Origin of the sequence: Pseudomonas sp. LG1E9 (genome assembly GCF_003290225.1) — a bacterium.
GTDB classification, from domain to species: domain Bacteria; phylum Pseudomonadota; class Gammaproteobacteria; order Pseudomonadales; family Pseudomonadaceae; genus Aquipseudomonas; species Aquipseudomonas cyclaminis.
In genome coordinates this window covers 5,935,256-5,949,986 of sequence record NZ_CP029983.1, presented here as the reverse complement: position 1 = coordinate 5,949,986, position 14,731 = coordinate 5,935,256, and the positions used below count along the sequence as shown (strand labels likewise).

At 57.0% G+C, this 14,731-nt stretch carries 12 protein-coding genes and 1 rRNA gene; 10 read left to right on the top strand and 3 right to left on the bottom strand.

The genetic code is table 11. The annotated features are described in order from the left end of the window. Window positions 1-224 precede the first annotated feature (224 nt). The 3 genes from DNK50_RS27280 to DNK50_RS27270 all read right to left on the bottom strand — a co-directional run bounded on the left by DNK50_RS27280 (window position 225) and on the right by DNK50_RS27270 (window position 2,695). Window positions 225-497, bottom strand: a complete 273-nt coding sequence (locus tag DNK50_RS27280) for a TfoX/Sxy family protein (RefSeq protein WP_032884753.1) — start codon at window positions 495-497, stop codon at window positions 225-227. A gap of 203 nt (window positions 498-700) precedes the next feature. Continuing rightward, complete coding sequence (locus DNK50_RS27275; protein ID WP_112196751.1) at window positions 701-1,045, bottom strand: pentapeptide repeat-containing protein; 345 nt, start codon at window positions 1,043-1,045, stop codon at window positions 701-703. 93 nt (window positions 1,046-1,138) lie between these two features. Next, on the bottom strand, window positions 1,139-2,695 hold the full coding sequence (locus DNK50_RS27270; protein WP_099584818.1) for a bifunctional aminoglycoside phosphotransferase/ATP-binding protein: 1,557 nt from the start codon (window positions 2,693-2,695) through the stop codon (window positions 1,139-1,141). A 118-nt stretch (window positions 2,696-2,813) separates the two neighbouring features. Here DNK50_RS27270 and mrcB point away from each other — a divergent pair, with 118 nt between their 5' ends. The 10 genes from mrcB to DNK50_RS27215 all read left to right on the top strand — a co-directional run bounded on the left by mrcB (window position 2,814) and on the right by DNK50_RS27215 (window position 14,657). Continuing rightward, a complete protein-coding gene (gene mrcB / locus DNK50_RS27265) occupies window positions 2,814-5,138 on the top strand; it encodes a penicillin-binding protein 1B (RefSeq protein WP_099584819.1) in 2,325 nt (774 codons plus the stop codon). Between the two features lie 16 nt (window positions 5,139-5,154). Then, complete coding sequence (locus DNK50_RS27260) at window positions 5,155-5,889, top strand: tetratricopeptide repeat protein (RefSeq protein WP_099584820.1); 735 nt, start codon at window positions 5,155-5,157, stop codon at window positions 5,887-5,889. Beyond that, entirely contained in the window at window positions 5,889-6,218 is a 330-nt protein-coding gene (locus DNK50_RS27255) for a YqcC family protein (RefSeq protein ID WP_112196750.1), read from the top strand. Before DNK50_RS27260 ends, DNK50_RS27255 begins: the two co-directional genes overlap by 1 nt. Window positions 6,219-6,649: 431 nt before the next feature. Then, entirely contained in the window at window positions 6,650-8,374 is a 1,725-nt protein-coding gene (locus DNK50_RS27250; RefSeq protein ID WP_112196999.1) for an acetolactate synthase 3 large subunit, read from the top strand. Window positions 8,375-8,376: 2 nt separating this feature from the next. Next, window positions 8,377-8,868, top strand: coding sequence for an acetolactate synthase small subunit (ilvN, locus tag DNK50_RS27245; protein WP_003176102.1), 492 nt, complete (start codon window positions 8,377-8,379; stop codon window positions 8,866-8,868). A gap of 47 nt (window positions 8,869-8,915) precedes the next feature. Beyond that, window positions 8,916-9,932 carry a ketol-acid reductoisomerase gene (gene ilvC / locus DNK50_RS27240; protein WP_099584822.1) on the top strand — a complete coding sequence of 339 codons (1,017 nt, stop codon included), beginning with the start codon at window positions 8,916-8,918 and terminating at the stop codon, window positions 9,930-9,932. 144 nt (window positions 9,933-10,076) lie between these two features. Then, entirely contained in the window at window positions 10,077-10,934 is an 858-nt protein-coding gene (pssA, locus tag DNK50_RS27235; protein WP_099584823.1) for a CDP-diacylglycerol--serine O-phosphatidyltransferase, read from the top strand. A 63-nt stretch (window positions 10,935-10,997) separates the two neighbouring features. Further along, window positions 10,998-12,011 carry a protein-methionine-sulfoxide reductase catalytic subunit MsrP gene (gene msrP, locus DNK50_RS27230; protein ID WP_099584824.1) on the top strand — a complete coding sequence of 338 codons (1,014 nt, stop codon included), beginning with the start codon at window positions 10,998-11,000 and terminating at the stop codon, window positions 12,009-12,011. Further along, window positions 12,011-12,631 (top strand): protein-methionine-sulfoxide reductase heme-binding subunit MsrQ, encoded by a 621-nt coding sequence (gene msrQ, locus DNK50_RS27225; protein ID WP_112196749.1) that lies wholly within the window; start codon window positions 12,011-12,013, stop codon window positions 12,629-12,631. Before msrP ends, msrQ begins: the two co-directional genes overlap by 1 nt. Before the next feature lie 489 nt (window positions 12,632-13,120). Beyond that, window positions 13,121-14,657 (top strand): 16S ribosomal RNA (locus DNK50_RS27215). The last annotated feature ends 74 nt before the right edge of the window (window positions 14,658-14,731 follow it).

Below are 14,731 nucleotides of genomic sequence, written 5' to 3'. Positions count from 1 at the left end.
AAAAAAGACCCGGCAAGAGCCGGGTCAAATAACCGTGATTAGCCTGATGAGGAGATAATCTGAGAGTCCGAACCAATGGTCTTTCAGTTATCGGCTGATCTCGCGACCAGTTGTGATAATCATAACGATTCTCATTTGAGAGTCAATACTAGTTTTTGGTCGATCTTCCGTTTTTCTCAAACGGTCGTTCGAAACCTCCGTAAACATTGGGTCTTCTGGTCGATCTAATTCTTTTGCCGCGTTGAAATGGCATCCAGTTGGCGGTTCAACGCTTCCTTGCGCTCAACGGGAATATCGTTCCAGTGCACGTCCATCAGCGCCCCCTCGATCGCATACAGCAAAACCTTCGATGCGCGGAACCCACGAGTTCTTACTGCGCGATACGCATCGACTGCGCCCAGGCGCCGCAAGTCGGACGCGCTGTGGATGCCCACCGCATGCAGCCACTGCGCTGACGTCTTGCCAAGGTTTTTCAGGTGTTGCAGCTCATCGTTCATCAAGCCTCCTTGCGACGGCCGAAGGGTGCGGTGGGTATTCGTGACCAGGCAAGCCTGAACAGGAGTGTAGCGTTCAGTAGGAAAAGCGTGGTTCTTTGGTCCGAAACGGCCCAAACGCTTATAAGAATGGCGCGGGGATTTTGACAGCGGGCAGGCATGAGCAGCCCGCTACGCGTTGCGCGTAGTCGGGCTTGGGGCGCGTGTTACTTAGTGCGGTAGCGCAGGCGCGTGCCGAAATTGACCGACATGAGGATCTCGTCAGCGGTCAATTCAGGTGGGAAGTAGGTGCCCGAAATCTGCGCATGGGCCAGGCTGGCGCCTTCCAGCGAGCAGTCGCGTAAATCCAGGCCGCGCAAGTCGGCGGAGCGGAAGTATGCGTCGGTAAAGTCGACGCCAGTGGCGTTCAATTCACGCAAGTCCAGCCCACGGAAGTCACCACCGCGCATGTCGATAGCGCCGTCTTTCGGACGCTCCTGGTTGAAGCCGCGAACATCGTCTTTATGCAGGAGCGAGTAGAGCGGGGTATCAAGAAGCTTGGGCTGAGTCATGACGGCGAACTCCTGTTGGATTTATGACGCCATTATAGTGCCACTATTGCTCGGTCGTGCGCCCAAGTAGGCGACACGACCAAGAAATTTTTCTTACAGGCCTGGCAAGCGCTGGCGAATCTGTGCAACTACCGCGTCGAGGGTCCCGCTTTGATTAGTCTCCACGCGTTTGCTCAGCAACAGCTCTTCAGCTGTAAGTGGGTCACGGTTTGCTTGCTGGGCTTCGATAACGGCCAGGGTCGCGTCGGATGGATCGTTTTTGTCTGTCTGACGTTGCGCCAGCCAGCTGCTGATAACGGCCTGGGGTGCGTTGCAATCCAGAATCAGGAAGGGCGCACCGGTAGCTTCGGCAACCTGGGCGGCGGTTTCACGTTGTTCGCGTTTCAGGAAGGTAGCATCCAGCACCACCGGGAAGCCGGCGCGCAGCACGGTATCCGCGATGTCGTTCAAGCGAGCGTAGGTTTTGGCACTGGCATCGGACGCATAAATGCCGGCCTGTGGCGTGTTCTCCACGTGCTGCTCGCCGAACAGGCGCTTGCGCTCCACATCCGAGCGCACGCGTACGGCACCGAGCGCCTCTACCAGACGCATGGATACGTGGCTTTTGCCCACAGCCGAGACGCCGTGGGTAATCGCCAGAAAACGTGACGGAATGGTGCTGTAGCTTTCTGCCAGGTTGGCGTAGTTGCGGTACTGGCGCAGTGTTGTGGCACGTTGTACCGGGCTTGCTTCGCTCGGCATGCTGAATAACGACACCTTGGCACGCACCAGGGCGCGATAGGCTTTATAGAAGTTCAGCACTTCAAGGCCCTGATAGTCGCCGGTCAGCTCCAGGTACTGGCTGATGAAGCGGCGGGCCAGGGACTTGAGGCCTCGGTCTTCCAGGTCCATGGCCAGGAAGCCGGTGTCGGCGTACACGTCGGTGAAGCGAAACGGCTCGTTGAACTCGATGCAGTCGAAAATCACCACCTGGCCATCAATCAAGGTGGCATTACCGAGGTGGATGTCACCGTGGCACTCGCGGGTGAAGCCATCGAGCTTGCGCTGTGCCAGCAGCGGCTTGAGGCGGTCGAAACTGCTTTCGGCCCAGGCTTGCAGGGCTTCCAGTTGAATCAGGTCGGCCTTGTCGCTCAAAAACGGACGGATCTGGTCGAAGTTCTGCCGTACCGGTGCCATCACTTCGTCGGGAGTGCCGGCTGGGTGGGTTTGTGGCACTTTCGGCGCGGTGAGATGGAAGTGTGCGATCTGCTTGGCCATTTCATCGATGTGCGCGGCAGTCAGTTCGCCATTGGCTTGCAGGGTGCTGAGCAGTTGGCTTTGCGGGAACTGGCGCATCTTCAGTGCATATTCGATCACCGGGCCGTCGCCGCCCAATTGGGGGGCTTCGGCGGTGCCGGTAATCGGCAGCACATCCAGATACAAATCGTTCGTCAGGCGCTGGTTCAGACGCAGCTCTTCATTGCAGAAGTGCCCGCGCTTTTCCAGGTCGGTGAAGTCCAGAAAGCCGAAGTTCATCGGTTTCTTCAATTTGTAAGCGAAAGGGCCGGTCAATACGACCCACGAAATATGGGTCTCGATGACTTGGAACGCTTCGACCGGATGAGGGTACAAAGCCGGGTTTTGCAGGGCGGCGATCAGTGACTGGCTCACGGGCGATCCTTCAGAGTCTGGGGGAAATCATGGCGCGCATTATGGCTGCTACGGACGGTCGTGCAAACCGCTGTCCGGCTCATGTTGATCATCAATAAAGTGCGTATAATCCGCCGCCATGACTCGATCCCGATCTCCCCGTTCCCGTAAAAAACCTCCTTCCCGCGGCCTGCGTCCGTGGCTTGGCTGGGCGCTCAAGCTCGGCCTTGTAGGCCTTGTGGTGCTCGCCGGCTTCGCGGTGTACCTCGACGCAGTGGTCCAGGAGAAGTTCTCCGGCAAGCGCTGGACCATCCCGGCCAAGGTGTATGCACGCCCGCTGGAACTGTTCAGCGGACAGAAGCTGAGCAAGGATGACTTCCTCACCGAACTTGACGCCCTCGGCTACCGCCGCGAACCCGTGAGCAATGGCCCGGGTGCGGCCGCCGTCAGCGGTAACACGGTCGACCTGAATACCCGTGGCTTCCAGTTCTATGAAGGCCTGGAAAAAGCCCAGCCGGTGCGCGTGCGCTTCTCCGGTGACTACGTGGCCGAGCTGTCCTCCCTCAACGGCTCGAAATTGCCGGTGGTCCGCCTTGAACCGTTGATGATCGGCGGGATTTACCCGAAGAACCTTGAAGATCGCATCCTGATCAAGCTTGACCAGGTGCCGCCTTACCTGCTGGAAACCCTGGTTGCGGTAGAGGATCGCGACTTTTATAGCCACTGGGGCGTGTCGCCGAAGTCGATTGCCCGTGCGGTTTGGGTAAATACGTCCGGCGGCAGGATGACCCAGGGCGGCAGTACGCTGACCCAGCAGTTGGTGAAGAACTTTTACCTCACCAACGAGCGCAGCCTGACCCGTAAGCTCACCGAAGCGATGATGGCGATGCTGCTTGAGCTGCACTACAGCAAGCAGGAAATCCTTGAGGCGTACCTCAACGAAGTCTTCGTCGGCCAGGACGGCCAGCGCGCGGTGCACGGCTTCGGTCTGGCCAGCCAGTTCTTCTTCGGTCAGCCGCTGTCCGAGTTGAAGCTGCATCAAGTGGCGTTGTTGGTGGGCATGGTCAAAGGGCCTTCCTACTACAACCCGCGTCGCAATCCGGAGCGTGCGCTGGAGCGCCGTAACCTGGTGCTGGATGTGCTTGAACAGCAAGGCGTGGCCACGGCTGAACAAGTAGCCGCAGCGAAGAAAATGCCACTGGGTGTGACAACCCGCGGCAAGTTGGCGGACAGTTCATTCCCCGGCTTTATCGATCTGGTTAAACGCCAACTGCGTGAAGACTACCGCGACGAAGACTTGACCGAAGAAGGCCTGCGAATCTTCACCAGTTTTGATCCGATTCTGCAGATGAAGGCCGAAGCGTCTGTCAGCGACACTTTCAAGCGTCTGACGGGGCGTAAAGGTTCCGATGAAGTAGAAGCCGCCATGGTGGTGACGAACCCGGAAACCGGTGAAGTTCAAGCCATGATCGGCAGTCGTCAGGCGAGTTTTGCCGGATTCAATCGCGCGCTGGATGCTGTGCGGCCGATCGGTTCGCTGGTCAAGCCTGCGGTCTACCTTACCGCGTTGGAAAAACCGAGCAAGTACACCCTGACCAGTTGGCTGTCGGACGATCCGCTATCCGTCAAAGGCGGCGACGGCCAGGTGTGGACACCACAGAACTTCGATCGCCGCTCTCACGGCACGGTGTTCCTATATCAGGGCTTGGCGCATTCCTACAACATCTCCACCTCTCGGCTTGGCCTGGAAGTGGGCGTGCCGAATGTGCTCAAGACGCTGGCGCGACTGGGTATAACCCGCGAATTCCCCGCGTTCCCATCGATCCTGCTGGGTGCTGGTGCCATGACGCCGATGGAAGTCGCGACCATGTACCAGACCCTCGCCAACGGTGGCTTCAACACCCCGATGCGCGGGATCCGCAGTGTGCTGACGGCCGAGGGCGAGCCGCTCAAGCGCTACCCGTTCCAGATCCAGCAGCGTTTCGATGCGGGCTCGATCTACCTGATCCAGAACGCCATGCAGCGTGTGATGCGTGAAGGTACCGGTAGCTCGGTCTACAAGGTGCTGCCGTCCAATCTGACGCTGGCGGGCAAGACCGGTACCAGTAACGATTCGCGCGACAGTTGGTTTGCAGGTTTCGGTCAGGATGTACTGGCCGTGGTGTGGTTGGGTCGTGACGACAATGGCAAGACGCCGTTCACCGGTGCTACCGGTGCGTTGCAGGTCTGGACCAGTTTTATGCGCAAGGCCGATCCGTTGCCATTGAACATGCCGCAGCCGGATAACATCGTGCAGGCCTGGATTGATCCACATACCGGCCAGGGCTCCGATGCCAATTGTCCGGGCGCAGTCCAGATGCCGTATATTCGCGGCAGCGAACCACCACCCGGTGCTGCGTGCGGTGGCGGTGCCCCTGCGGACGCGGAATCGGTGATGGATTGGGTCAAGGGCTGGATGAATTAAGCAAAGAGGGTTTCAAGTGAACAAGTGGTTGATTCCAGCTATTACAACATTGGCTTTGCTCAGCGGTTGCTCCAGCGTGCAGCGCGGCTCCATCCCCGTGGTGGATTCGAGCACAGCCGTCTCCAATAACGACCGGATCTCGGCCAATGGCGGTTTCCGCCAGACCGTGACCAATCGTCCCGCGCAGGCCAAGCCTCAGGCCGTGCCGCAGGATTCGGGCGTGGTGGTGATGGTGCCGGGCGGCGGCGCGGCTACGTCGGCCCCGATCAGCGCTGAGCCATGGACGCCTGGTCCAAGCACCTCTGGGCCGATCGACTCCACGCCGATTCAGGCTGCGCCGATCAACCAGGGCACCTACAACATGCCGTCGACGCCAAGTGGCATTCCATCCTCCTCCAACTCGGGCGGCTTGTCGGCTGACGAACAGTTGGACGGCCCGGTGTTGGCCTTGCTGACGACGGCTCAGCAACAACAGGCCGGTGGCGACCTGAACGGTGCTTCATCGAGCCTTGAGCGTGCGCAACGCGTTGCACCGCGTGAACCACAAGTGCTGTATCGCCTGGCGCAGGTGCGCATGGCCCAGGGCGATGCGCCGCAAGCCGAGCAGTTCGCCCGCCGTGGCCTCACGATGGCCAGCGGTCGTCCTGATCTGCAAGCCAGCCTGTGGGCATTGATCGGAGATGCGCGTGCCGCACAAGGTGATGCCGCGGGTGCCGCCCAGGCCCGTCAAAAAGCCAAGGTCAGCCTCTGATGGATGTGCGGTTTCCTGCGATTGCCGAGCAGTTATTGCTCATCGAGCGCGAATTGCGCATTCAGGGCTGGTGGGATGAGGTCTCCCCCGGCGTCGAGGCGCTTAGCAGCGTTGAGCCGTTTTCGGTGGATACCCTGGACTTTCACCAGTGGCTGCAATGGATCTTCCTGGCGCGCATGAAGCAGATCCTCGAACAGGACCTGCCGTTGCCCAGCGCATCGGGGATCCTGGAAATGGCCGAGATGGTCTATGCCGATCGGCCGCGAGAAAGCGTTGGCTTGCGTAATGCGCTGAAAAAGTTCGATCAATTGATCGTCGACGCTCGTTAATTGCCTGACTGCCGGGTTTTCCGGCAGTCTTGCGCATATTTCTACCGCTTGACGACATTCAGGCGAGTTTTATCCCTCCTCAAAGCCCTTTCTTCTGCGTTCTCATGCGCTTAGTTGGAAAAAAGCGCAATTATTGCTTGACTTGAACGGCCTGAAACAGAAGAATCCAAAGTCCGCTGTATCGGGACTGCCAGAAGCAGGCCCGCTCAGCAGATCATGAGGCGCACATCCGCGCCGACCTGTTACACCCGCAACGCGTTACCTCGCGCTGGGTGGGAAAAGCCCGCAACACTTGGGACGATCCCAATACTTGCTCAGTCAGTGCTGACGTAGTCGGCGACCACCGTCGCTCATGCTCTGTTGAGAAGTAAACCTATTAAGACCCGTCGGTTTTCAACGGACGGTATTCTGGCGTTTTAGAGGTGAACAACGTGGAGCTTTTATCTGGCGGTGAGATGCTCGTCCGCTTTTTGCGTGACGAAGGCGTCGACTATATCTACGGGTACCCAGGTGGTGCTCTGCTGCATGTTTACGACGCACTGTTCAAGGAACCGGCTGTTACCCACATCCTGGTTCGCCACGAACAGGCTGCGACCCATATGGCTGACGGTTATGCCCGTGCCACCGGTAAAGCCGGCGTGGTACTGGTAACGTCCGGCCCAGGCGCAACGAATGCCATTACTGGCATTGCGACTGCCTATATGGACTCCATCCCGATGGTGATCATCTCTGGCCAGGTGCCTAGCACCATGGTCGGTACCGACGCGTTCCAGGAAACCGACATGATCGGTATCTCCCGGCCGATCGTGAAACACAGCTTCATGATCAAGCACGCCTCGGAAATTCCGGAAGTCATGAAAAAGGCCTTCTACCTCGCGCAGTCCGGTCGCCCGGGGCCTGTCGTGGTCGATATCCCGAAAGACATGACCAACCCGGCTGAAAAATTCGAATACGTCTTCCCGAAAAAAGCCAAGCTGCGCTCCTACAGCCCGGCCGTTCGTGGGCACTCGGGGCAAATCCGCAAGGCGGCAGAAATGCTCCTGGCGGCCAAGCGTCCAGTGCTGTACTCGGGTGGCGGCGTGATCCTGGGTGGCGGTTCTGCACCGTTGACCGAATTGGCCAAGCTGCTCAACCTGCCGGTCACCAATACCCTGATGGGCCTCGGCGCCTTCCCGGGTACGGACCGTCAGTTCGTCGGCATGCTCGGCATGCACGGCAGCTACACCGCCAACCTGGCCATGCACCATGCTGACGTGATTCTGGCTGTGGGTGCACGTTTTGATGACCGCGTGATCAACGGCGCGAGCAAGTTTTGCCCGAATGCCAAGATCATCCACATCGACATCGATCCGGCATCCATCTCCAAGACCATCAAGGCCGACGTGCCGATTGTGGGGCCTGTGGAAAGCGTATTGACCGAAATGGTCGCTGCGCTCAAGGACATCGGCGAGACGCCTAACAAAGAATCCGTTGCCAGTTGGTGGAAGCAGATCGACGAATGGCGTGGCGATCGCGGCCTGTTCCCTTATGACAAGGGCGACGGCAGCATCATCAAGCCACAAACCGTGATCGAAACCCTGTGCGAAGTGACCAAGGGCGACGCCTTTGTGACCTCCGACGTGGGCCAGCACCAGATGTTCGCGGCGCAGTACTACAAGTTCGACAAGCCTAACCGCTGGATCAACTCCGGTGGCCTGGGCACGATGGGCTTCGGCTTCCCGGCGGCCATGGGTGTGAAACTGAGCTTCCCGGACACCGACGTGGCGTGCGTCACCGGTGAAGGCAGCATTCAGATGAACATCCAGGAGCTGTCGACGTGCCTGCAGTACGGTCTTCCGGTGAAGATCGTCTGCTTGAACAACGGCGTACTGGGCATGGTTCGTCAGTGGCAGGACATGAGCTACGGTAGCCGTCACTCCCATTCCTACATGGAATCGTTGCCGGATTTCATCAAGTTGGTTGAAGCCTATGGCCATGTCGGCATTCGCATCACCGATCTGAAAGATCTCAAGCCGAAGATGGAGGAGGCGTTCGCCATGAAGGACCGTCTGGTGTTCATCGATATCAAGGTGGATACCAGCGAGCACGTCTACCCGATGCAGATCAAAGACGGCTCGATGCGCGACATGTGGCTGAACAAGACGGAGCGTACTTAATCATGCGGCACATTATCTCCCTGCTTCTGGAGAACGAACCCGGCGCTCTGTCTCGTGTTGTCGGCCTGTTTTCGCAACGCAACTACAACATCGAAAGCCTGACCGTGGCCCCGACGGAAGACCCGACACTGTCGCGCCTGACGTTGACTACCGTGGGCCACGATGAGGTGATCGAGCAGATCACCAAGAACCTCAACAAGCTGATCGAAGTGGTCAAGCTGGTCGACCTGTCGGAAAGTGCCCACATCGAGCGCGAGCTGATGCTGGTCAAGGTCAAGGCCACCGGTGCCCAACGTGCCGAGATCAAACGCACCACCGACATCTATCGCGGGCAGATCGTGGATGTAAGCGCCAGCGTTTATACCGTGCAACTGACCGGTACAAGCGACAAGCTGGACAGCTTCATCCAGTCGATCGGGACGGCCTCGATTCTGGAAACGGTACGCAGTGGTGTCACCGGGATTGCCCGTGGCGACAAAGTACTCAGCATCTAACCCAAATTAGTGAATGGCCTTACGGCCTGGATATATAGAGGAACCTCATGAAAGTTTATTACGAAAAAGATTGTGACCTGTCGATCATCCAGGGCAAGAAAGTCGCCATCATCGGCTACGGCTCCCAGGGTCACGCGCAAGCTTGCAACCTGAAAGACTCCGGCGTTGACGTGACTGTCGGCCTGCGTAAAGGCTCGGCCACTGTTGCCAAGGCAGAAGCCCACGGCCTGAAAGTGACTGATGTCGCTTCCGCTGTTGCTGCTGCCGACCTGGTCATGATCCTGACCCCGGACGAGTTCCAGTCCGCGCTGTACAAGAACGAAATCGAACCGAACATCAAGAAGGGCGCTACCCTGGCCTTCTCCCACGGTTTCGCGATTCACTACAACCAGGTTGTGCCACGCGCTGACCTGGACGTGATCATGATCGCGCCGAAAGCACCGGGCCACACCGTGCGTTCCGAGTTCGTCAAAGGCGGCGGTATCCCTGACCTGATCGCGATCTACCAGGACGCGTCGGGCAATGCCAAGAACGTTGCACTTTCCTACGCTGCTGGCGTGGGTGGCGGTCGTACCGGCATCATCGAAACCACCTTCAAGGACGAGACCGAAACCGACCTGTTCGGCGAACAAGCCGTTCTGTGCGGCGGTACCGTTGAGCTGGTGAAAGCCGGTTTCGAAACCCTGGTTGAAGCTGGCTATGCGCCGGAAATGGCCTACTTCGAATGCCTGCACGAACTGAAGCTGATCGTTGACCTCATGTACGAAGGCGGTATCGCCAACATGAACTACTCGATCTCCAACAACGCTGAGTACGGCGAGTACGTGACAGGCCCGGAAGTTATCAACGCCGAGTCCCGTCAGGCTATGCGCAACGCCCTGAAACGTATTCAGGACGGCGAATACGCCAAAATGTTCATCACCGAAGGCGCTACCGGCTACCCTTCGATGACCGCCAAGCGTCGTAACAACGCCGCTCACGGTATCGAAGTCATCGGCGAGCAACTGCGCTCCATGATGCCGTGGATCGGTGCCAACAAGATCGTCGACAAAGCCAAAAACTAAGTCGTACGCATCAAGAGAAAACGCGGCTTAGGCCGCGTTTTTTCGTTTGGGGGCGGGTTCTGGTATAAAGCTGCATCGTTTGCGGGCGAACACTCGCCGCAAGTATTGGTCGAATTTTTTTCACACCGTTGCAAGGTAAAGTCCATGAGCGAACGTCCCGACGAGCCTAACCAGGCTCCTGACGCCGAAAGCCTGCTACCGATCGATGAGCATGTCGAAGAGGGGCATGACGCGGAAGGCCGTAAGGTCCGGCACCGTGGCATCTATCTGCTGCCCAATCTGTTTACCACGGCGAACCTGTTTGCCGGTTTCTATTCCATCATCAACTCCATGAGCGCCCAGAGTGCGCTGGCGGCAGGTGATGCCGCGAATGCCAGCAAGTACTTCGGTTTTGCGGCGATCGCCATTTTCGTGGCCATGGTGCTCGACGGTCTGGATGGTCGTGTTGCACGTATGACCAACACCCAAAGTGCCTTCGGTGCCGAGTACGACTCGCTGTCGGACATGGTCGCGTTTGGGGTGGCTCCGGCATTGTTGGCATTTGCCTGGGCGCTGGGTGACATGGGCAAGGTTGGCTGGATGGTGGCCTTCATCTATGTTGCGGGCGCCGCGTTGCGTCTGGCGCGTTTCAATACCCAGGTAGGTACTGCCGACAAGCGCTACTTCATCGGGCTGGCCAGTCCGGCAGCAGCGGGTGTCGTGGCGGGTATCGTCTGGGCATTCAGTGACTACGGCATCCAGGGTTCTAAGATGTCGTTCCTGGTGGCGTTGATGGTGGCAGCGGCCGGTATGCTGATGGTCAGCAACATCAAGTACAACAGCTTCAAGGAGCTTGACCTCAAGGGGCGCGTACCTTTTGTGGCGATCCTGGCCGTGGTGCTGGTATTTGCCGTGGTCTTCAGCGATCCGCCGCGGATTCTGCTGTTGGCCTTCCTGGTCTACGCTGCTTCCGGGCCGGTTCAGTACTTGCTGCATATGCGTCGGGACAAAACATTGCCTTAATGTAATTTCCCCCATACTCCGCAGTCTATTGGTGCATCAGTCCTCCAATGCTGCGGAGTTGCCATGTTAATCAAATTGCCTAAAGCGTCCGATTGCCACGAGTCGGACGTCACCCCTGAATCTTTCTACCTCTCTCGCCGCAGCTTGCTCGGTGGTGCGCTTGCCGGTATCGCCGCCAGTAGCTTGCCACGCTGGGCCAGTGCGGATGAGGCTGCGCGTTATGCCGATGTTGAGCCGGGGAAGGCGCCGGGCTGGTTTGCTGACAAGCTGCCAGGCACGAAATGGCAGGCGGTTACGGTTGCAGGTGAAGCTATCACCCCGTTCAAGGACGCAACCCACTACAACAACTTTTATGAGTTTGGCACTGACAAGGGCGATCCTGCGAAGAATGCGGGTTCGCTCAAGACCGAACCCTGGAGTGTTGTGATTGATGGTGAGGTTGCCAAGCCGGGGCGTTATGCCCTGGAAGACTTCATGAAGCCCTATCAGTTGGAAGAGCGGATCTACCGGCTGCGCTGTGTCGAAGCGTGGTCGATGGTCATACCGTGGATGGGCTTTCCGATCTCTGCCTTGCTCAAGCAAGTTGAGCCGACCTCCAAGGCTAAGTACATTCGTTTTGAAACCCTCCAGGACCCCAAGAGTATGCCTGGTCAGCGTTCGAGTTTTGGCTTGATCGACTGGCCTTATGTAGAGGGGTTGCGCCTGGATGAGGCGATGAATCCTTTGGCGATTCTTGCCGTTGGCATGTATGGGCGCGAGCTGCCCAATCAGAATGGTGCACCGTTACGTCTGGTCGTGCCTTGGAAGTACGGTTTCAAGAGTGTGAAGTCCATCGTGCGGATCAGTCTTGTGAGTGAGCAGCCGAAAACCACCTGGCAGAGCATTGCCGCGGACGAGTATGGGTTTTATGCGAATGTGAACCCTACCGTGGACCATCCACGTTGGACCCAGGCACGGGAGCGTCGTCTGCCAAGTGGTCTATTCAGTCCGAATGTGCGTGAGACGCAGATGTTCAATGGCTACTCGGAGGAGGTTGCTTCTTTATATGCTGGCCTCGATCTGCGGAAGAACTACTGATGCGTTATCCCGTCTGGCGTATCGGCGTTTTTATAGCGGCGGCAGTGTGGCCGTTGATATGGCTATATGAAGCGTGGAATTTTGCCTTGGGTCCAGATCCGGGAAAGGTGCTGGTTGATCGGCTGGGGTTGGGCACGTTGATCCTGCTGCTGATCACGCTGGGGATGACGCCGCTGCAAAAGTTGAGCGGCTGGGCGGGGTGGATAGCGGTGCGCCGGCAGCTTGGGTTGTGGTGCTTTGCTTATGTGGTGCTGCATCTGGCGGCCTATTGTGTATTTGTTCTGGGCCTTGATTGGTCGCAGCTTGGAGTTGAGCTACGTAAGCGGCCTTACATTATTGTGGGTACGTTGGGTTTCTTGTCATTGTTGATGTTGGCGGTGACGTCTAATCGCTATAGCCAGCGTCGACTGGGAAATCGTTGGAAGAAGCTGCATCGCTTGGTCTACGTGATTCTTGGGCTTGGGCTGCTGCATATGTTGTGGATCGTGCGGGCTGACCTGAAGGAGTGGGCAATCTATGCATCTATAGGTGCGCTGCTGCTGGCATTGCGTATACCTGCGGTAATGCGCCGAATCCCTAGGCTTATTACGAAAAAAGCACCTTCTGCAGAAAAAACGTAATTAACGCTTGACCGCAGATTCTGGAAGCCTATAATTCGCCCCACTTCCGGCGCAGTCGAAACGGAAAACTCCTTGGTAAACAATGAGTTACGCAGTTTTCGGCAGCAAGTTGCTTCAGTTCATCGAAGCCAAAAGGAAGTTGAAAAAGAGGTGTTGACAGCAGCGTGTAACGCTGTAGAATTCGCCTCCCGCTGATGAGAGATCTGAAGCGCAAGTGGTTGAAGTTGTTGAAGAAATCTTCGAAAGCTTCTGAAAATAATCACTTGACAGCAAATGAGGCTGCTGTAGAATGCGCGCCTCGGTTGAGACGAAAGATCTTAACCAGCCGCTCTTTAACAACTGAATCAAGCAATTCGTGTGGGTGCTTGTGGAGTCAGACTGATAGTCAACAAGATTATCAGCATCACAAGTTACTCCGCGAGAAATCAAAAGATGTAACCAACGATTGCTGAGCCAAGTTTAGGGTTTCTTAAAAACCCAAAGATGTTTGAACTGAAGAGTTTGATCATGGCTCAGATTGAACGCTGGCGGCAGGCCTAACACATGCAAGTCGAGCGGTAGAGAGAAGCTTGCTTCTCTTGAGAGCGGCGGACGGGTGAGTAATGCCTAGGAATCTGCCTGGTAGTGGGGGATAACGTTCGGAAACGGACGCTAATACCGCATACGTCCTACGGGAGAAAGCAGGGGACCTTCGGGCCTTGCGCTATCAGATGAGCCTAGGTCGGATTAGCTAGTTGGTGGGGTAATGGCTCACCAAGGCGACGATCCGTAACTGGTCTGAGAGGATGATCAGTCACACTGGAACTGAGACACGGTCCAGACTCCTACGGGAGGCAGCAGTGGGGAATATTGGACAATGGGCGAAAGCCTGATCCAGCCATGCCGCGTGTGTGAAGAAGGTCTTCGGATTGTAAAGCACTTTAAGTTGGGAGGAAGGGCAGTTACCTAATACGTGATTGTTTTGACGTTACCGACAGAATAAGCACCGGCTAACTCTGTGCCAGCAGCCGCGGTAATACAGAGGGTGCAAGCGTTAATCGGAATTACTGGGCGTAAAGCGCGCGTAGGTGGTTTGTTAAGTTGGATGTGAAATCCCCGGGCTCAACCTGGGAACTGCATTCAAAACTGACTGACTAGAGTATGGTAGAGGGTGGTGGAATTTCCTGTGTAGCGGTGAAATGCGTAGATATAGGAAGGAACACCAGTGGCGAAGGCGACCACCTGGACTGATACTGACACTGAGGTGCGAAAGCGTGGGGAGCAAACAGGATTAGATACCCTGGTAGTCCACGCCGTAAACGATGTCAACTAGCCGTTGGGAGCCTTGAGCTCTTAGTGGCGCAGCTAACGCATTAAGTTGACCGCCTGGGGAGTACGGCCGCAAGGTTAAAACTCAAATGAATTGACGGGGGCCCGCACAAGCGGTGGAGCATGTGGTTTAATTCGAAGCAACGCGAAGAACCTTACCAGGCCTTGACATCCAATGAACTTTCTAGAGATAGATTGGTGCCTTCGGGAACATTGAGACAGGTGCTGCATGGCTGTCGTCAGCTCGTGTCGTGAGATGTTGGGTTAAGTCCCGTAACGAGCGCAACCCTTGTCCTTAGTTACCAGCACGTAATGGTGGGCACTCTAAGGAGACTGCCGGTGACAAACCGGAGGAAGGTGGGGATGACGTCAAGTCATCATGGCCCTTACGGCCTGGGCTACACACGTGCTACAATGGTCGGTACAGAGGGTTGCCAAGCCGCGAGGTGGAGCTAATCCCATAAAACCGATCGTAGTCCGGATCGCAGTCTGCAACTCGACTGCGTGAAGTCGGAATCGCTAGTAATCGCGAATCAGAATGTCGCGGTGAATACGTTCCCGGGCCTTGTACACACCGCCCGTCACACCATGGGAGTGGGTTGCACCAGAAGTAGCTAGTCTAACCTTCGGGAGGACGGTTACCACGGTGTGATTCATGACTGGGGTGAAGTCGTAACAAGGTAGCCGTAGGGGAACCTGCGGCTGGATCACCTCCTTAATCGACGACATCAGCTGCTCCATAAGTTCCCACACGAATTGCTTGATTCATTGAAGAAGACGATAAAGAAGCAG